Below are 19264 nucleotides of genomic sequence, written 5' to 3'. Positions count from 1 at the left end.
TATTGCCCCTTTGAAGGCTGGCGAATAAGTTGAGGAATCAGAATTAATGAGCGATATGGCAGAGCGCCTTGCGCTACATGAATTTACGGAAAACGCCTACTTAAACTACTCCATGTACGTGATCATGGACCGTGCGTTGCCGTTTATTGGTGATGGTCTGAAACCTGTTCAGCGCCGCATTGTGTATGCGATGTCTGAACTGGGCCTGAATGCCAGCGCCAAATTTAAAAAATCGGCCCGTACCGTCGGTGACGTACTGGGTAAATACCATCCGCACGGCGATAGCGCCTGTTATGAAGCGATGGTCCTGATGGCGCAGCCGTTCTCTTACCGTTATCCGCTGGTTGATGGTCAGGGGAACTGGGGCGCGCCGGACGATCCGAAATCGTTCGCGGCAATGCGTTACACCGAATCCCGGTTGTCGAAATATTCCGAGCTGCTATTGAGCGAGTTGGGGCAGGGGACGGCTGACTGGGTGCCAAACTTCGACGGCACTTTGCAGGAGCCGAAAATGCTACCTGCCCGTCTGCCAAACATTTTGCTTAACGGCACCACCGGAATTGCCGTCGGCATGGCGACCGATATTCCACCGCATAACCTGCGTGAAGTGGCTCAGGCGGCAATCGCATTAATCGACCAGCCGAAAACCACGCTCGATCAGCTGCTGGATATCGTGCAGGGGCCGGATTATCCGACTGAAGCGGAAATTATCACTTCGCGCGCCGAGATCCGTAAAATCTACGAGAACGGACGTGGTTCAGTGCGTATGCGCGCGGTGTGGAAGAAAGAAGATGGCGCGGTGGTTATCAGCGCATTGCCGCATCAGGTTTCAGGTGCGCGCGTACTGGAGCAAATTGCTGCGCAAATGCGCAACAAAAAGCTGCCGATGGTTGACGATCTGCGCGATGAATCTGACCACGAGAACCCGACCCGTCTGGTGATTGTGCCGCGTTCCAACCGCGTGGATATGGATCAGGTGATGAACCACCTCTTCGCTACCACCGATCTGGAAAAGAGCTATCGCATTAACCTCAATATGATCGGTCTGGATGGTCGTCCGGCGGTGAAAAACCTGCTGGAAATCCTCTCCGAATGGCTGGTGTTCCGCCGCGATACCGTGCGCCGCCGACTGAACTATCGTCTGGAGAAAGTCCTCAAGCGCCTGCATATCCTCGAAGGTTTGCTGGTGGCGTTTCTCAATATCGACGAAGTGATTGAGATCATTCGTAATGAAGATGAACCGAAACCGGCGCTGATGTCGCGGTTTGGCCTTACGGAAACCCAGGCGGAAGCGATCCTCGAACTGAAACTGCGTCATCTTGCCAAACTGGAAGAGATGAAGATTCGCGGTGAGCAGAGTGAGCTGGAAAAAGAGCGCGACCAGTTGCAGGGCATTTTGGCTTCCGAGCGTAAAATGAATAACCTGCTGAAGAAAGAACTGCAGGCAGACGCGCAAGCCTACGGTGACGATCGTCGTTCGCCGTTGCAGGAACGCGAAGAAGCGAAAGCGATGAGCGAGCACGACATGCTGCCGTCTGAACCTGTCACCATTGTGCTGTCGCAGATGGGCTGGGTACGCAGCGCTAAAGGCCATGATATCGACGCGCCGGGCCTGAATTATAAAGCGGGTGATAGCTTCAAAGCGGCGGTGAAAGGTAAGAGCAACCAACCGGTAGTGTTTGTTGATTCCACCGGTCGTAGCTATGCCATTGACCCGATTACGCTGCCGTCGGCGCGTGGTCAGGGCGAACCGCTCACCGGCAAATTAACGTTGCCGCCTGGGGCGACCGTTGACCATATGCTGATGGAAAGCGACGATCAGAAACTGCTGATGGCTTCCGATGCGGGTTACGGTTTCGTCTGCACCTTTAACGATCTGGTGGCGCGTAACCGTGCAGGTAAGGCTTTGATAACCTTACCGGAAAATGCCCATGTTATGCCGCCGGTGGTGATTGAAGATGCTTCCGACATGCTGCTGGCAATCACTCAGGCAGGCCGTATGTTGATGTTCCCGGTAAGTGATCTGCCGCAGCTGTCGAAGGGCAAAGGCAACAAGATTATCAACATTCCATCGGCAGAAGCCGCGCGTGGCGAGGATGGTCTGGCGCAACTGTACGTTCTGCCGCCGCAAAGCACGCTGACCATTCATGTTGGGAAACGCAAAATTAAACTGCGTCCGGAAGAGCTACAGAAAGTCACTGGCGAACGTGGACGCCGCGGTACGTTGATGCGCGGTTTGCAGCGTATCGATCGTGTTGAGATCGACTCTCCTCGCCGTGCCAGCAGCGGTGATAGCGAAGAGTAATATGCCGGGGAGGGCGCTGTTTCCTCCCGCTTGCAAGGAACGCCGGATGAAACGTTAAGTCGTCATCCGGCAGCGTATTCAACCCCCGGAAACGATAAAAATTCCCTTGAAACCGTTGTTTATTCATGCGTTGCGATTAACAATACGCTTTTCCAGAGAGCGGCTTTTAACAATGCCCTAACCTGATTTCAGGTGACGTACAATGCCAGTCTCTCAGACCTTCAGAGGGTGTTATGCTATATATCTTTCGTCTTATTATTACCGTGATTTACAGCATCTTAGTCTGTGTATTCGGCTCCATTTACTGCCTTTTCAGCCCGCGTAACCCGAAACATGTGGCCACCTTTGGGCATATGTTTGGTCGTCTTGCGCCGCTGTTCGGCCTGAAAGTTGAGTGCCGCAAACCTGCAGATGCTGAAAGCTACGGCAATGCTATCTATATCGCTAACCACCAGAACAACTATGACATGGTGACAGCATCGAACATTGTGCAACCGCCGACGGTGACGGTAGGTAAAAAGAGCTTGCTGTGGATCCCCTTCTTCGGGCAGTTGTACTGGTTAACCGGCAACTTATTGATCGACAGAAACAATCGCACTAAAGCTCACGGCACTATTGCAGAAGTAGTGAATCATTTCAAAAAACGCCGTATTTCCATTTGGATGTTCCCGGAAGGAACCCGCAGCCGTGGTCGCGGCCTGCTACCGTTCAAGACCGGGGCATTTCACGCGGCAATTGCAGCAGGCGTCCCGATTATTCCCGTGTGCGTCTCTACAACTTCGAATAAGATTAATCTTAATCGACTGCACAACGGTCTGGTGATTGTCGAAATGCTGCCGCCAATTGACGTCAGTCAGTATGGCAAAGATCAGGTTCGTGAGCTGGCTGCCCATTGTCGTTCGATAATGGAACAAAAAATCGCCGAGCTCGATAAAGAAGTCGCAGAACGCGAAGCCGCCGGAAAAGTTTAAGTCGGCAATCTGTATTTTTGCGGGGAACACTTTCCTGCACGGTATTACTTTAGCCAGTTTTACATGGAGCAAATATGTCACTCAGTCGGCGTCAGTTCATTCAGGCATCGGGGATTGCACTTTGTGCAGGCGCTGTTCCCCTGAAGGCCAGCGCAGCCGGGCAACAGCAACCGCTACCCGTTCCGCCGCTGCTTGAATCTCGCCGTGGGCAACCGCTGTTTATGACTGTACAACGTGCGCACTGGTCATTTACGCCAGGGATACGCGCGTCGGTCTGGGGAATCAATGGTCGTTACCTGGGGCCGACTATCCGCGTCTGGAAGGGCGACGATGTTAAGCTTATTTACAGCAACCGCCTGACAGAAAATGTCTCAATGACGGTGGCCGGGCTACAGGTACCAGGCCCGCTGATGGGCGGTCCGGCACGGATGATGTCGCCAAACGCTGACTGGGCACCCGTACTGCCTATTCGCCAGAACGCAGCTACTCTGTGGTATCACGCCAATACTCCCAACCGCACGGCTCAGCAGGTCTATAACGGCCTTGCCGGAATGTGGCTGGTGGAAGATGAAGTCAGCAAGTCGCTGCCTATCCCCAACCATTATGGTGTGGATGATTTTCCGGTCATTATCCAGGATAAACGGCTGGATAACTTTGGTACGCCAGAATACAACGAACCGGGAAGCGGCGGCTTTGTTGGTGATACGCTGCTGGTTAACGGTGTACAAAGCCCGTACGTTGAAGTCTCGCGTGGCTGGGTGCGCTTGCGACTGCTGAACGCGTCGAACTCTCGTCGCTATCAACTACAGATGAGCGATGGTCGCCCGTTACATGTGATTTCTGGCGATCAGGGATTCCTGCCTGCTCCTGTATCGGTGAAGCAACTTTCGTTGGCACCGGGCGAGCGCCGCGAGATTCTGGTGGATATGAGCAACGGTGATGAAGTGTCGATCACCTGTGGCGAAGCGGCGAGCATTGTTGATCGTATTCGTGGCTTCTTTGAGCCATCCAGCATTCTGGTTTCTACCCTGGTGCTAACGCTGCGCCCAACCGGCCTTCTGCCGCTGGTCACAGACAGTCTTCCGATGCGCTTGCTGCCAACTGAAATCATGGCCGGTTCGCCGATTCGCAGTCGCGATATCAGTCTGGGTGATGACCCGGGTATTAATGGACAACTGTGGGACGTCAACCGTATTGATGTCACCGCGCAGCAAGGAACGTGGGAACGCTGGACGGTACGCGCGGACGAGCCGCAAGCGTTCCATATTGAAGGCGTGATGTTCCAGATCCGTAACGTGAATGGTGCGATGCCGTTCCCGGAAGACAGAGGCTGGAAAGATACCGTTTGGGTTGACGGACAAGTGGAGCTGCTTGTTTATTTCGGTCAGCCTTCCTGGGCGCACTTCCCGTTCTACTTCAACAGTCAGACGCTGGAAATGGCGGACCGTGGCTCGATTGGGCAACTGTTAGTCAATCCGGTACCGTAATCTTCATACTCGCCCGAGGAGGGCGAGTATGGAATACTTTTCGATTTCTCTTTCGTTCCGGCTTATAATCCCCGGCCTTTGATTATTTTTTTATCATTTCTGGAAGCAAAATGAGCTCTATCTCCCTGATCCAACCGGATCGCGACCTGTTCTCCTGGCCGCAGTACTGGGCCGCCTGTTTTGGACCGGCACCGTTTTTGCCGATGTCTCGTGAAGAGATGGATCAACTTGGCTGGGATAGCTGCGACATCATTTTGGTTACTGGCGACGCGTATGTCGATCATCCAAGCTTCGGGATGGCGATTTGCGGTCGTATGCTGGAAGCACAGGGCTTTCGCGTCGGGATCATCGCCCAGCCAGACTGGAGCAGCAAAGACGACTTTATGCGTCTGGGTAAACCGAATCTGTTTTTCGGTGTTACTGCTGGCAACATGGATTCGATGATCAACCGTTATACCGCCGATCGCCGTTTACGTCATGACGATGCCTACACGCCGGATAACGTCGCGGGTAAGCGCCCGGATCGCGCCACACTGGTTTATACCCAGCGTTGTAAAGAGGCGTGGAAAGATGTACCGGTGATCCTCGGTGGTATTGAGGCTAGTCTGCGCCGTACCGCGCATTATGATTACTGGTCCGATACCGTGCGCCGTTCCGTGCTGGTGGATTCGAAAGCCGACATGCTGATGTTTGGTAACGGTGAGCGTCCGCTGGTGGAGGTGGCGCACCGTCTGGCGATGGGCGAGCCGATTAGTGAAATCCGCGATGTGCGTAATACCGCGATTATCGTAAAAGAGGCGTTGCCAGGCTGGAGCGGTGTGGATTCTACTCGTCTTGATACCCCTGGGAAAATCGACCCGATCCCGCATCCGTATGGCGAAGATTTGCCGTGTGCGGATAACAAACCTGTTGCGCCGAAAAAGCAGGAAGCGAAAGCTGTAACTGTGCAGCCGCCGCGCCCGAAACCGTGGGAAAAAACCTACGTATTGCTGCCTTCTTTCGAGAAAGTGAAGGGCGATAAAGTCCTGTACGCTCATGCTTCGCGCATTCTGCACCACGAAACTAACCCAGGTTGCGCCCGCGCATTGATGCAAAAACACGGCGACCGCTATGTGTGGATCAACCCGCCTGCTATTCCGCTTTCTACCGAAGAGATGGACAGCGTTTTTGCGCTGCCATACAAGCGCGTGCCACATCCGGCCTATGGCAATGCCCGTATTCCGGCTTACGAAATGATCCGTTTTTCGGTCAACATTATGCGCGGCTGCTTTGGCGGCTGCTCTTTCTGTTCTATCACCGAGCACGAAGGGCGCATTATTCAGAGCCGTTCCGAAGATTCGATCATTAATGAGATCGAAGCGATCCGCGACACCGTTCCAGGTTTTACGGGCGTAATTTCCGATCTCGGTGGGCCAACTGCCAACATGTATATGTTGCGCTGCAAATCGCCACGCGCTGAACAAACCTGCCGTCGTTTGTCCTGCGTTTACCCGGATATTTGTCCGCATATGGACACTAACCACGAACCGACGATCAACCTCTATCGCCGCGCTCGCGATCTGAAAGGCATTAAAAAGATCCTGATTGCCTCAGGCGTACGTTATGACATCGCCGTAGAAGATCCGCGCTATATCAAAGAACTGGCGACCCATCACGTCGGCGGTTATCTGAAGATTGCTCCGGAACATACCGAAGAAGGGCCGTTGTCGAAGATGATGAAGCCGGGCATGGGCAGTTATGACCGCTTTAAAGAGCTGTTCGATACCTACTCGAAACAGGCAGGTAAAGAGCAGTATCTGATCCCCTATTTCATCTCCGCGCACCCGGGTACGCGTGATGAAGATATGGTGAATCTGGCGCTGTGGCTGAAAAAGCATCGTTTCCGTCTCGACCAGGTACAGAACTTCTACCCATCGCCACTGGCTAACTCGACCACCATGTATTACACCGGGAAAAACCCGCTGGCGAAGATTGGTTATAAGAGTGAAGACGTCTTCGTACCGAAGGGCGACAAACAGCGTCGTTTGCATAAAGCGTTGTTGCGTTACCACGATCCGGCAAACTGGCCGTTAATCCGTCAGGCGCTGGAAGCAATGGGTAAAAAGCATCTGATTGGTAGCCGTCGCGATTGCTTAGTGCCTGCGCCAACCATTGAAGAGATGCGTGAGGCTCGTCGTCAGAACCGCAATACTCGTCCAGCGTTGACGAAACATACGCCGATGGCGACCCAGCGTCAGACTCCTGCTACGGCAAAAAAAGCGCCGTCTATGCAATCTCGTCCGGTGAATACTGGTGCGAAGAAACGCCCTAAAGCGGCGGTTGGACGTTAAAAAAAATCCCCGGCAACTGACATGCTGCCGGGGATTTTTTTATCATTCTGCGTACATACGCAAGCAGCGCAGGCAATCAAAATAGTCCTGTGCATCAAGACGCGTATTGGCTCTGTTAGCTTCGGATTTGGCAGCATAGATTTGTGGGCGTAGTGCTTTCATATCCTGCTCAAGCCGGGCGATTTTGGCATTTAATGTTTGTACATTGCTCGCCAGTTGATTGACCTTTTGCTCATTGACGCAGCCACTGAGCAAGCAGGTTGCCAGAACAACAGCTCCCACGGTGAAAATCGTTTTCATATAGTGTTCCCTTTTATTTATTGTTCCGGCTAATTGTTATTTAATTCAGCTCATTGCTTTAATCTGGCGGCGGTTTTTGCCTCAATCTGCTTAAGTAGGCTGCCGCTGTTCGGGCGGATAAAATCAGCGATTTCCCACTTACCTTCGCGCCGTTGTAAAACCAGTTCTTGCTCTTCGTTGTTGCCATTGGTCAGCGTAAAACGAATATGAATGCGGGCGGAATCGGCGGTTTTCTCCAGGACTCGAATTTCATCAATGCGTGAAAATAGCGACTCTTCGCCAAAACAGATCGGATTGTCGTAAATAAATTGCCGTTCTATTTGCATATCTTCATCGGGATTGTTGGCCGTCTTGAAGGTGGTTTTATAGAAGGCATTGACCGCCTGGCGGTAAGAGTCGGAAACCACCCACGTCCACGGCCAGCTATAATCGGCAATATGTTCAAAGAGTTCGGCAACAAAGGCTTCCGGCTGTTCTTTTTGCAACGAAGCTAAAGCGGCCAGCGTTTTTTCATTCTCGCTATTAACTGCTTGTAAGACGCTGCCATGATTGCTGACAATATCGTCAATGACCCAACGACCATTTTCCGCCACCATTTTCAGTGTCTGCGTGGTCTTTTCTTTATCATCTTTAAAGATACGAAAGCGCACAACGGCATCGGCATGATCGGCGTCAGTTTCGGTTATCGCTACGCTTTCTAGCACCAGATCGCCAAAATCCTGACAATCACAAACCGGATCATAATCCAGCCAGCCAATATTGCCCGGCAGCGTAAGATTGTCGTTCAGGGTAAGCGCCTGTTGAATACGCGCAGAAGTTATCGCCCGCTCTCCGGTTTCACCAAAATAAGGGGCAGTGGCATCTGATTTATAGTTCTGATAAATATGCCGGACTGTTTGTTCTACGGTCTGTGAGGGGGGCTGTGCGTGCACGGTAAAACTTGCCAGGGCTGCTAAAAACAGAAGTATTATTTTCATCTGTTTTTCACCTCTCCGTTGCGTTTATCCCGGATATAGATGAGTTGTTCTTTTAAGAGCTTCCGGCTCTGCATGATGATGTCCTTATATTTGGCATTCCTGAACAAGGAAGAGTAACAACGGGCGGGACGCGAGGGGAATAAATGATTTCTGAAAAGTCCGGTAGCGGAACATTACCGCCACCGGGAGAATTTGCACGTTAGCCGCCGAACTGGTCAGGATCGGGACCGAGACGCTTGCCCTGATCGAGTTTTGCAATTTCGCCGAGTTCGTCTTTGTCGAGACGGAAATCCCAGACATCAAAGTTTTCGGCAATGCGTGAAGGTGTGACCGATTTCGGGATCACCACCAGGCCGCTATCCAGATGCCAGCGGATAACAATCTGCGCCGGGGTTTTGCCGTATTTATCTGCCAGATCGCGAATGACTTTCTGATCGAAAACGCCTTTCCCTCCTTGCGCTAATGGGCTCCAGGATTCGGTCTGGATTTTGTGTGTCGCGTTCCAGGCGTGTAGCTGGCGTTGTTGCATCAGCGGGTGAAGTTCGATCTGATTAATAACAGGCGTCACGCCAGTTTCATCAATCAGGCGTTGCAGGTGATGGATCTGGAAGTTGCACACGCCGATGCTTTTGATTAATCCCTCTTTTTGCAATTCGATCATGCCTTTCCATGCTTCGACATAATGGTCGATAGCGGGAACGGGCCAGTGCATTAAGTAGAGGTCGATATAATCAAGCTGTAGTTTTTTCAGGCTGTCGAGCAGGGCTTCGCGGGGGCGCTTGTGGTCGTCGTTCCACAGCTTAGTGGTGATGAACAGTTCTTCTCTGTTGACTGAGGCATTTTTCAGGGCTTTGCCGACACCTTCTTCGTTCTTATAGGCCGCGGCGGTATCAATCGAGCGATAACCCACTTCTAACGCTTTTTGAATGGCGGTGATTACTTCCTCATTACTTGCTTGCCAGACGCCCAGTCCCAACTGGGGCATGACATTGCCATCCTGTAGCTTAATAACGGTTGGATTAGCCATACGTTCCTCCTTTATATGAACTCACCGGAGCAGGCTCCGGTGAGGTGTTGTGAACTTAAGTCTGGACGAAATGCCCGAAAACGAAAGTTTGAGGCGTAAAAAGCTTAGCGGGCGGCTTCGTATATACGGCGGCTGACATCCAGCGTAATGTCATGATTTTCGCCCAGTTGGGTCATGCCGTGCTCTTCCAGTTTTTTCAGCAAAGCCGGGATGGAGCTGCCGTCCAGACCGTAGTCGGAGAGGTGGGTCGGCACGCCTAATTGCTCAAAGAAATTGCGGGTTGCGGCAATCGCGGCGTCAATACGCTCATCGTCGGAACCTTCAGTGATGTTCCAGACGCGTTCAGCATATTGCAGCAGCTTAGCGCGCTTGGTATCGCGTTTTTCATTCCACAGTGCAGGCAGGACGATAGCCAGTGTTTGCGCGTGATCCAGACCGTGCATCGCAGTCAGTTCGTGGCCCAGCATATGCGTTGCCCAGTCCTGCGGTACGCCAGCGCCAATCAAACCGTTCAGCGCCTGAGTCGCCGCCCACATGACGTTGGCGCGCACATCGTAGTTTTCTGGCTCTTTCAGGGCTTTCGGACCATCTTCGATCAGCGTCAGCAAAATGCCTTCTGCGAAACGGTCCTGAATTTTGGCATCAACCGGTTTGGTAACATACTGTTCCACGGTGTGTACAAAGGCGTCCACTACGCCGTTAGCCACCTGACGCGGCGGCAGGGTGTAGGTATAAACCGGATCGAGCACGGCAAATACCGGCTGAACATGGGCTGAATGGAACGCCTGCTTATCGCCTGTGGTTTTACGGGAGATCACCGCACCGGCGTTGGATTCTGAACCGGTTGCTGGCAGCGTCAGCACACAGCCCATCGGGATGGCGCTTTTAATCTCTTTACCGCCCGTTTGCAGAATGTGCCACGGATCGATATTTTCCGGATAGTTAGCCGCTGCGGCGATAAATTTGGTGCCGTCCAGTACAGAACCGCCGCCAACCGCCAGCAGGAAAGTCACTTTCTGTTCGCGAACCAGTTTCACGGCGTTCATCAGCGTTTCATAAGCCGGGTTTGGCTCAATACCGCCAAATTCCAGCACGTCCATGCCTTTCAGGGCATCCAGAACTTGATCGAGAACGCCGGTTTTTTTCACGCTGCCGCCACCGTAGGTAATCAATACGCGAGCATCGTGAGGAATTTGTTCGCGTAAACCAGCGATTGCGCCTTTACCAAACAGAATGCGGGTTGGGGTGTGCAGATTAAAGTTGTTCATTACTTGCTCCCTTTGCTGGGCCAATATGAGGGCAGAGAACGATCTGCCTGATGTTTTTCATTGTGATCGCCAGCGCCCTGGCTCTCAATGCTCATTTCTGCCAATGTCTTGCCTATTTCTCCAGAGTGCTGGAGAAATGCTACAAAATTGCGCACAATCAAATTGCCGCATTATTCCTAAGAAATTACGCGATATGAAACGTGAAGAGATTTGCCGCTTGCTGGCGAATAAAGTTAATAACCTGAAAAATAAAGAAAATAGTTTGTCAGAACTGTTGCCCGATGTGCGTTTGTTGTATGGCGAGACGCCTTTCGCACGTACACCGGTGATGTACGAGCCTGGCATCATAATTCTCTTTTCCGGACATAAAATCGGTTATATCAATGAACGCGTGTTTCGTTATGATGCCAATGAATACCTGCTGCTGACGGTGCCGTTGCCGTTTGAGTGCGAAACCTATGCTACGTCAGAGGTGCCGCTGGCAGGGTTGCGTCTCAATGTCGATATTTTGCAGTTACAGGAACTGTTGATGGACATTGGCGAAGATGAGCATTTCCAGCCGTCGATGGCAGCCAGCGGGATTAACTCCGCCACGTTATCAGAAGAGATTTTATGCGCGGCGGAGCGGTTACTCGACGTGATGGAGCGACCACTGGATGCGCGTATTCTCGGCAAACAGATCATCCGCGAAATTCTGTACTACGTGCTAACCGGACCTTGCGGCGGCGCGTTACTGGCGCTGGTCAGTCGCCAGACTCACTTCAGTCTGATTAGCCGCGTGCTGAAACGGATTGAGAATAAATACACCGAAAACCTGAGCGTCGAGCAACTGGCGGCAGAAGCCAATATGAGCGTATCGGCGTTCCACCATAATTTTAAGTCTGTCACCAGCACCTCGCCGTTGCAGTATTTGAAGAATTACCGTCTGCATAAGGCGCGGATGATGATCATCCATGACGGCATGAAGGCCAGCGCAGCAGCGATGCGCGTCGGCTATGAAAGCGCATCGCAATTTAGCCGTGAGTTTAAACGTTACTTCGGTGTGACGCCGGGGGAAGATGCGGCAAGAATGCGGGCGATGCAGGGGAATTAAATACGTTCCCGGTACAGCAACCGGGAACAGGGAAAATCGTCAGGCGTTACAGTATTTTTTTTTAATCACCACAAACAGCGTGCCTAACAAGCCAGCGGTTAACAAGGCAATTGGCAGGATCATCAGGAACGTCATTACCTGATCTTCATGGCGTTTAACGAACGGAATCATACTTAAGGCATAGCCGAAACTGGTTACCACGCTGACCCACAGCAATCCGCTTAACCAGTTGAAAAACTGGAAACGGCGGTTTGGCAGACCGGAAATTCCCGCCATGGTTGGCAGCAGCGTACGGACAAATGCAAGAAAACGTCCAGCCAGCAGCGCCAGCAGACCGTGGCGGTCAAACATGCAGGTGGCGCGCTGATGATATTTAGCAGGAAGCTGTGCCAGCCAGCCTTTCACCGTTTTGGTATTCCCTAACCAGCGCCCCTGAATATAACTTAGCCAGCAGCCCAGACTTGCTGCGGCGGTCAGAATCGCAATCGTAGGCAGAAAATCCATAACCCCCTGGGCAATCAATGCGCCAGCCAATATCAACAAGCTGTCGCCTGGCAAAAATGAGGCGGGCAGCAGGCCGTTTTCTAAAAACAGCGTGGCAAACATGACAAAGTAAACAACGCTAACAATATGAGGATCCGCCAGCGCGGCAAAGTCGTGTTGCCAGAGCGCAGCGATGATATCTTGAATAACAGCCATGGACTTTCCTGTGGAACAGCGTTTAAGCCTTTATCTGCCTATTGTACTCCTGAATCGTCCGGGACGCCTTGATCCCGGACGCAACAATTTAAGACTTTTCACAATAAAATGTCTGCAAAATTGTCCAAAAGTGGCAATGTTATACAATCCGCGCAAAACCGGCGTCCAGATCGGCAATCAGATCGTCGACATCTTCCAGACCAATATGCAGGCGAATCAAGGTCCCGCTAAAATCGATCTCGCCTTGTGGGCGAATGGCGGCGATATGTTCTGGTTGATTTGCCAGGATCAACGATTCATACCCGCCCCACGAGTAGGCCATGCTGAATAAACTGAAGTTATCCAGATAGTTCGCCAGCTCTTCATCATTGAGTTTTTTCTTAAGCACAAAGGAAAATAGCCCGCTGCTGCCTGTAAAGTCTCGTTTCCAGAATTCGTGTCCTTTACTGCCAGGCAGGGCAGGGTGGTTAACTCGCGCAACTTGCGGATGTTCTGCCAGCCATTCAGCCACTTTCAGACTGCTTTCATGATGTTGACGCAAACGCACACCTAATGTGCGCAGGCCACGGCTGGTTATATAGGCGGTATCGGCATCGACCATCTGGCCCATCAGATAGGCATTTTCCCGTAGCTGCTCCCAGCAACGGGCATTGCACACCGCAGTGCCAATCATCGCATCTGAATGCCCAACCAGATATTTGGTGGCGGCCTGAATAGAAACATCGATGCCAAAATCCAGCGCCTTAAACAGCACACCGGCTGCCCAGGTGTTGTCGATCATAATGATGGCATCCGGCACCACACTGCGCACGGCGGCAACAATCGCCGGAACGTCGTGGACTTCCATAGTGATGGAACCCGGCGATTCCAGAAATACGATTTTAGTGTTTGGCTGCAGATGCTTAACGATATCGGCACCAATCAGCGGATCAAACCATGATGTCGTTACGCCCAGTTTGCTGAGGATTTTGCTACAGAAATCCTGACTCGGTTCATAGGCGGTGTTGGTCATCAACACATGATCGCCCTGTTCGACAAAAGCAAGAATCGAATTAGCAACCGCTGCCGCCCCGCAGGGAAATAGCGCGCAGCCTGCGCCACCTTCCAGTTCACACATCGCTTGTTGTAAGGAAAAATGGGTTAACGTTCCGCGCCGTCCATAGAACAACTCGCCATTGGCGCGATTGCGCGTCGCGTGCTTTTTGGCTTCCATACTCTCAAATACCAGCGAAGAAGCGCGCTGAATCACGCTATTTACCGCGCCGAGAGTGTATTTTTTGCTGCGTCCTGCATTCACCAGTTGAGTATCAAGCTTTTTGTCCGCCATGTCGGGATTCCTGTTTTTATACGTCTGGATGTCTAAACTAGCATGAATATTCGCGGGCGCATCCTGAAGAATTGGCATAAAGCAGAAAATTTTCGCAAATGGCGTGCTGGTGACTTTTTTACTGCGTAAACGCAAGGAAAAGAAAGCAAAGGTACGGCAGTATGCAAATAGTAATGAGAACGACTATCAATTCGACGTCGTTTTGATATTATTATGCGCAGATTTTGTGACTTGCGTCCTGGAGATACACAGTGGGTAATAATTTAATGCAGACGGACCTTTCCGTCTGGGGTATGTATCAGCACGCCGATATTGTCGTTAAGTGCGTGATGATTGGGCTTATTTTGGCCTCCGTAGTCACCTGGGCAATCTTCTTCAGTAAGAGCGTAGAGTTCTTCAATCAGAAGCGTCGCCTTAAGCGCGAGCAGCAACTGCTGGCTGAAGCGCGTTCCTTAAACCAGGCCAACGATATCGCCGCTGATTTTGGTAGCAAAAGCTTAAGCCTGCATTTGCTCAATGAAGCGCAGAATGAGCTGGAACTGTCAGAAGGCAGCGACGATAACGAAGGTATTAAAGAACGTACCAGCTTTCGTCTGGAGCGTCGGGTCGCCGCAGTAGGTCGTCAAATGGGCCGCGGTAACGGCTATCTGGCAACCATCGGCGCGATTTCGCCGTTCGTTGGGCTGTTTGGTACGGTCTGGGGCATCATGAACAGCTTTATTGGTATCGCGCAAACGCAGACTACTAACCTGGCAGTCGTTGCGCCGGGTATCGCAGAAGCTCTGTTAGCAACGGCAATCGGTCTGGTGGCAGCGATTCCGGCGGTCGTTATCTATAACGTATTCGCGCGTCAGATTGGCGGCTTTAAAGCGATGCTGGGTGATGTTGCAGCGCAGGTATTATTGCTGCAAAGCCGTGACCTGGATCTGGAAGCCAGCGCCGCTGCGCATCCGGTTCGTGTCGCACAAAAATTACGCGCAGGATAATGTCCGATGGCAATGCATCTTAACGAAAACCTCGACGATAACGGCGAAATGCATGATATCAACGTGACGCCGTTTATCGACGTGATGTTGGTTCTGCTGATTATCTTTATGGTGGCGGCACCGTTAGCGACGGTAGATGTGAAGGTGAACTTGCCTGCTTCTACCAGCACACCGCAGCCGCGCCCAGAAAAACCGGTTTATCTGTCGGTGAAGGCAGACAACTCGATGTTTATCGGTAACGATCCGGTCACCGATGAAACAATGATTACGGCGTTGAATGCGTTAACCGAAGGTAAGAAAGACACCACCATCTTCTTCCGAGCGGATAAAACCGTCGATTACGAGACGTTGATGAAGGTAATGGATACGCTGCATCAGGCGGGTTACCTGAAGATAGGTCTGGTCGGCGAAGAAACCGCCAAAGCGAAGTAAAGTAGAATTGCCTGATGCGCTACGCTCATCAGGCCTACAAAATCTATTGCAACATGTTGAATCTTCGTGCGTTTGTAGGCCGGATAAGGCGTTCACGCCGCATCCGGCATTAGGTGCTCAATGCCTGATGCGCTACGCTTATCAGGCCTACAAAATCTATTGCAACATGTTGAATCTTCATGCGTTTGTAGGCGGATAAGGCGTTTTCGCCACATCAGGTAAGAGTGAATTCACAATGATGCCCGGTTGCTTTTCACAACCGGGCTTTTTTTTAACCTAAATGCTCGCCGCCGCACACGCCGTGCACTTCTGCGGTGACGTAGCTCGACTCCTGACTTGCCAGATAAACATATACAGGGGCCAGTTCCGCCGGTTGCCCCGCACGTTTCATCGGCGTTTGCTGACCAAACTGCGGGATCTTATCCTGCGTTTGTCCGCCGGAAATTTGCAGTGCTGTCCAGATCGGGCCTGGCGCGACAATATTCACCCGAATACCTTTCTCCGCGACTTGTTTTGCCAGGCCTCGGCTGTAGTTCAGAATCGCCGCCTTCGTAGCCGCATAGTCCAGTAAATGCGGGCTTGGCTGGTATGCCTGGATTGACGAAGTGGTGATGATACTTGCACCTTTCGGTAGCAGGGGTATCGCTTCCTGGGTTAGCCAGAACAGTGCGAAAACGTTAATGGCAAAGGTCTTTTGAAACTGTTCGCTGGTGAGGTCTGCAATATCAGGAATGGCAACCTGTTTCCCGGCGACCAGCGCCATAATATCCAGCCCACCTAAGGCCTTATGCGCTTCGTGAACCAGCGAACGGGCAAATTTCTCATCGCTTAAATCGCCTGGCAGCAGAACGGCTTTGCGTCCGCATTCTTCAATGATCTTTTTCACATCCTGAGCGTCTTCTTCTTCCACGGGAAGATAACTGATCGCCACGTCAGCCCCTTCACGCGCGTAAGCGATGGCGGCAGCGCGACCGATTCCGGAATCGCCCCCTGTCACCAGGGCTTTACGATCTTTCAGGCGACCGCTACCAACATAGGTTTTCTCGCCGCAATCAGGTACCGGTGTCATCTTCGCCTGGATGCCTGGCGTCGGTTGTTTCTGTTTGGGATATTCACCAGTGTAATACTGCGTGGTCGGGTCTTTTAAATGAGACATCGTTTTTCTCCCTTCAGGTTCAACGTCCTTTAAGGGTAGACGCTCTCGATGCGTTGATAAGGGAACCAGGAAGATCCCTAACCCTCAGAATTATGCGACAAAGGTTTAACGGATATGTTGATTTGCTGTTGCGTGCTGTTTACTCAATTGCGATATACTGTTGCCCGTTTTAACTACACGACAGGAATGTATGGAACGTTTTCTTGAAAATGCAATGTATGCTTCTCGCTGGCTGCTTGCCCCCGTGTACTTTGGCCTTTCGCTGGCGTTAGTTGCCCTGGCGCTGAAGTTCTTCCAGGAGATTATTCACGTACTGCCGAATATCTTCTCGATGGCGGAATCAGATTTGATCCTCGTGTTGCTGTCGCTGGTGGATATGACGCTGGTTGGCGGTTTGCTGGTGATGGTGATGTTTTCCGGTTATGAGAATTTCGTCTCACAACTCGATATCTCCGAGAACAAAGAGAAGCTGAACTGGCTGGGGAAAATGGACGCAACGTCGCTGAAAAACAAAGTAGCAGCGTCGATTGTGGCAATTTCTTCCATTCACTTACTGCGCGTCTTTATGGATGCGAAAAATGTCCCGGATAACAAACTGATGTGGTACGTCATTATCCATCTGACGTTTGTGCTCTCTGCATTTGTGATGGGCTATCTTGACCGACTAACTCGTCATAATCACTGATCTGATTCGGGCGCGGTTCTCGCGCCCGTTATTAACAGGTCATTTATCGGAAGACGCCTGCCACAGATTCAGCTCGCCATCGGCGATATGCTGATCAATCTGCGCCAGCTCCTCGGTGCTAAATGTCAGATTATTCAGCGCCTGCACGTTCTCCTCAAGTTGCTCCGCGCGGCTGGCACCAATCAATACCGACGTCACGCGATCATCTTTCAGCAACCAGCTTAACGCCATTTGCGCCATTGATTGTCCACGCTGCTGTGCCATTTCATTCAATAAGCGCAGGCTGTTGAGGTTGGCTTCGGTGAGCATTTTCGGCGTCAGGCCACGAACTTTATTCCCTTCACGATGCATCCGTGAATCTTCAGGAATGCCGTTGAGATATTTTCCGGTCAGCAATCCCTGAGCCAGAGGAGTAAAGGCAATGCAGCCCACGCCGTTATTTTGCAGGGTATCCAGCAGGCCGCTTTTATCCACCCAGCGGTTTAGTAAATTGTACGAAGGTTGATGAATTAACAGCGGAATTTTCCACTCGTGCAGCAACTCGACCATTTTTTGCGTCCGCTCTGGCGAGTAAGAGGAGATCCCGACATACAGCGCCTTACCGCTTTGTACCGCATGAGCCAGCGCAGAGGCGGTTTCTTCCATCGGCGTATTTTCATCGACGCGATGAGAGTAAAAGATATCGACATACTCAAGCCCCATACGCTTCAGGCTTTGGTCGAGGCTGGCGAGCAGGTATTTACGTGAACCGCCAGAGCCGTAAGGGCCGGGCCACATATCGTAGCCAGCCTTGGTAGAGATAATCAGTTCATCGCGATAAGCGGCAAAATCCTCCCGCAGCAGGCGACCAAAGTTCTCTTCTGCGCTTCCTGGAGGCGGCCCGTAATTGTTGGCTAAATCAAAGTGCGTAATGCCTAAATCAAACGCTTTACGCAGGATCGCACGCTGTGATTCCAGCGCGTTAACGTGACCGAAATTGTGCCATAAACCGAGCGATAACGCGGGCAGGCGTAAACCGCTTTTTCCGCAATAACGGTACTGCATCTGCCCGTAACGCTCGGGATTCGCTAACCAGACCATGACCTCTCCTTTCCACCATTCAATTTCGAAACAATGTTTCTAGTTTAGCGATTCATCAGCGCGTATCCCGTAGTCTGGCTCACAGAGTGACGAAAAACTGGGCAAAAACACGTGCTTATGCTTTGCTTAAAAAAACACCAACTGAGGAGTGCAATGATGCCGCGTTTAATCGCCAAAGATTTCCCACAAGAGTTGCTGGATTACTACGACTATTACGCTCACGGGAAAATCTCGAAACGTGAGTTCCTCAACCTTGCGGCGAAGTATGCGGTAGGCGGGATGACGGCATTAGCGTTGTTTGATTTGCTCAAGCCAAATTATGCGCTGGCGACTCAGGTAGAGTTTACCGACCCGGAGATTGTTGCTGAGTACATCACGTATCCTTCGCCAAATGGTCACGGCGAGGTACGGGGTTATCTGGTGAAACCCGCAAGGATGAGCGGCAAAACGCCAGCCGTGGTGGTGGTGCATGAGAATCGTGGACTGAATCCGTATATCGAAGATGTGGCACGGCGAGTGGCGAAGGCGGGATACATTGCTCTTGCGCCCGACGGTTTAAGTTCCGTTGGAGGTTATCCGGGAAATGATGATAAAGGTCGCGAACTGCAACAGCAGGTTGATCCAACCAAACTGATGAATGATTTCTTTGCCGCAATTGAGTTTATGCAACGCTATCCGCAAGCGACAGGCAAAGTGGGTATTACCGGATTTTGCTATGGCGGTGGCGTATCGAACGCGGCGGCTGTCGCGTATCCGGAACTGGCCTGCGCGGTGCCGTTTTATGGTCGTCAGGCACCCACTGCCGATGTGGCGAAGATTGAAGCGCCTTTACTACTCCACTTCGCGGAACTGGACACCCGAATCAACGAGGGCTGGCCTGCTTACGAGGCGGCGTTGAAAGCCAATAATAAGGTTTATGAGGCGTATATCTATCCGGGGGTTAATCACGGATTCCATAATGATTCCACGCCCCGTTATGACAAATCTGCCGCCGATCTTGCCTGGCAAAGGACACTGAAATGGTTCGATAAATATCTCTCCTGATAGGTTTATCTCTTACGGGATTACGTCTTAAACAAGCATGAAAAAATAGCGTGCGCAAAAGTCGTTCTTTGCCTAAAATATCGCTATATATGACGAT

Annotated in this window: 17 protein-coding genes; 9 read left to right on the top strand and 8 right to left on the bottom strand. The window is 51.6% G+C overall.

What is annotated here, in order from left to right; genetic code table 11:
- Positions 1-46 precede the first annotated feature (46 nt).
- From parC to HUZ68_RS19125, 4 genes are all read left to right on the top strand, one after another.
- A complete protein-coding gene (gene parC, locus HUZ68_RS19140; protein WP_001281881.1) occupies positions 47-2305 on the top strand; it encodes a DNA topoisomerase IV subunit A in 2259 nt (752 codons plus the stop codon).
- 233 nt (positions 2306-2538) lie between these two features.
- Positions 2539-3276 (top strand): 1-acylglycerol-3-phosphate O-acyltransferase, encoded by a 738-nt coding sequence (gene plsC, locus HUZ68_RS19135; RefSeq protein WP_000965712.1) that lies wholly within the window; start codon positions 2539-2541, stop codon positions 3274-3276.
- 74 nt (positions 3277-3350) lie between these two features.
- Positions 3351-4763, top strand: a complete 1413-nt coding sequence (gene ftsP, locus HUZ68_RS19130) for a cell division protein FtsP (protein ID WP_239593962.1) — start codon at positions 3351-3353, stop codon at positions 4761-4763.
- A 110-nt stretch (positions 4764-4873) separates the two neighbouring features.
- A complete protein-coding gene (locus HUZ68_RS19125) occupies positions 4874-7093 on the top strand; it encodes a YgiQ family radical SAM protein (RefSeq protein WP_028131937.1) in 2220 nt (739 codons plus the stop codon).
- Between the two features lie 42 nt (positions 7094-7135).
- Here the strand turns inward: HUZ68_RS19125 and yqhH are convergent, their stop codons facing one another.
- The 4 genes from yqhH to yqhD all read right to left on the bottom strand — a co-directional run bounded on the left by yqhH (position 7136) and on the right by yqhD (position 10665).
- Positions 7136-7393, bottom strand: a complete 258-nt coding sequence (gene yqhH, locus HUZ68_RS19120; RefSeq protein WP_000848528.1) for a lipoprotein YqhH — start codon at positions 7391-7393, stop codon at positions 7136-7138.
- 50 nt (positions 7394-7443) lie between these two features.
- Positions 7444-8370, bottom strand: coding sequence for a YqhG/Tai3 family protein (locus HUZ68_RS19115; RefSeq protein WP_000691607.1), 927 nt, complete (start codon positions 8368-8370; stop codon positions 7444-7446).
- Between the two features lie 199 nt (positions 8371-8569).
- Positions 8570-9397 (bottom strand): 2,5-didehydrogluconate reductase DkgA, encoded by an 828-nt coding sequence (gene dkgA / locus HUZ68_RS19110; protein ID WP_000013149.1) that lies wholly within the window; start codon positions 9395-9397, stop codon positions 8570-8572.
- Between the two features lie 104 nt (positions 9398-9501).
- Positions 9502-10665, bottom strand: a complete 1164-nt coding sequence (gene yqhD / locus HUZ68_RS19105) for an alcohol dehydrogenase (RefSeq protein WP_001058802.1) — start codon at positions 10663-10665, stop codon at positions 9502-9504.
- A gap of 193 nt (positions 10666-10858) precedes the next feature.
- On the opposite strand from yqhD, the gene yqhC reads away from it, so the two are divergent.
- A complete protein-coding gene (gene yqhC / locus HUZ68_RS19100; RefSeq protein WP_032300684.1) occupies positions 10859-11758 on the top strand; it encodes a DNA-binding transcriptional regulator YqhC in 900 nt (299 codons plus the stop codon).
- A 39-nt stretch (positions 11759-11797) separates the two neighbouring features.
- Here the strand turns inward: yqhC and yghB are convergent, their stop codons facing one another.
- Positions 11798-12457 carry a DedA family general envelope maintenance protein YghB gene (gene yghB / locus HUZ68_RS19095; RefSeq protein ID WP_000268419.1) on the bottom strand — a complete coding sequence of 220 codons (660 nt, stop codon included), beginning with the start codon at positions 12455-12457 and terminating at the stop codon, positions 11798-11800.
- A gap of 139 nt (positions 12458-12596) precedes the next feature.
- The gene (gene metC / locus HUZ68_RS19090) at positions 12597-13784 is read right to left on the bottom strand and encodes a cystathionine beta-lyase (protein ID WP_001302355.1); all 1188 of its coding nucleotides are present in this window, start codon (positions 13782-13784) and stop codon (positions 12597-12599) included.
- 251 nt (positions 13785-14035) lie between these two features.
- Between metC and exbB the strand changes: the two genes are divergently transcribed.
- Together exbB and exbD are read left to right on the top strand one after the other, a co-directional pair.
- A complete protein-coding gene (exbB, locus tag HUZ68_RS19085; RefSeq protein ID WP_000527844.1) occupies positions 14036-14770 on the top strand; it encodes a tol-pal system-associated acyl-CoA thioesterase in 735 nt (244 codons plus the stop codon).
- Between the two features lie 6 nt (positions 14771-14776).
- Complete coding sequence (gene exbD, locus HUZ68_RS19080; protein ID WP_001240712.1) at positions 14777-15202, top strand: TonB system transport protein ExbD; 426 nt, start codon at positions 14777-14779, stop codon at positions 15200-15202.
- A 271-nt stretch (positions 15203-15473) separates the two neighbouring features.
- On the opposite strand, the gene yghA is transcribed toward exbD, so the two are convergent.
- Positions 15474-16358 (bottom strand): NADP(+)-dependent aldehyde reductase, encoded by an 885-nt coding sequence (gene yghA / locus HUZ68_RS19075; protein WP_000018760.1) that lies wholly within the window; start codon positions 16356-16358, stop codon positions 15474-15476.
- 190 nt (positions 16359-16548) lie between these two features.
- On the opposite strand from yghA, the gene HUZ68_RS19070 reads away from it, so the two are divergent.
- Complete coding sequence (locus tag HUZ68_RS19070; RefSeq protein WP_000439331.1) at positions 16549-17043, top strand: TIGR00645 family protein; 495 nt, start codon at positions 16549-16551, stop codon at positions 17041-17043.
- A gap of 39 nt (positions 17044-17082) precedes the next feature.
- Here the strand turns inward: HUZ68_RS19070 and gpr are convergent, their stop codons facing one another.
- The gene (gene gpr / locus HUZ68_RS19065) at positions 17083-18123 is read right to left on the bottom strand and encodes an L-glyceraldehyde 3-phosphate reductase (protein WP_000262144.1); all 1041 of its coding nucleotides are present in this window, start codon (positions 18121-18123) and stop codon (positions 17083-17085) included.
- A gap of 156 nt (positions 18124-18279) precedes the next feature.
- On the opposite strand from gpr, the gene yghX reads away from it, so the two are divergent.
- Entirely contained in the window at positions 18280-19167 is an 888-nt protein-coding gene (gene yghX / locus HUZ68_RS19060; RefSeq protein WP_033815015.1) for a YghX family hydrolase, read from the top strand.
- Positions 19168-19264 lie beyond the last annotated feature (97 nt).

Origin of the sequence: Shigella dysenteriae, assembly GCF_022354085.1 — a bacterium.
GTDB classification, from domain to species: domain Bacteria; phylum Pseudomonadota; class Gammaproteobacteria; order Enterobacterales; family Enterobacteriaceae; genus Escherichia; species Escherichia coli.
This window is presented reverse-complemented; position numbering and strand designations above follow the sequence as displayed.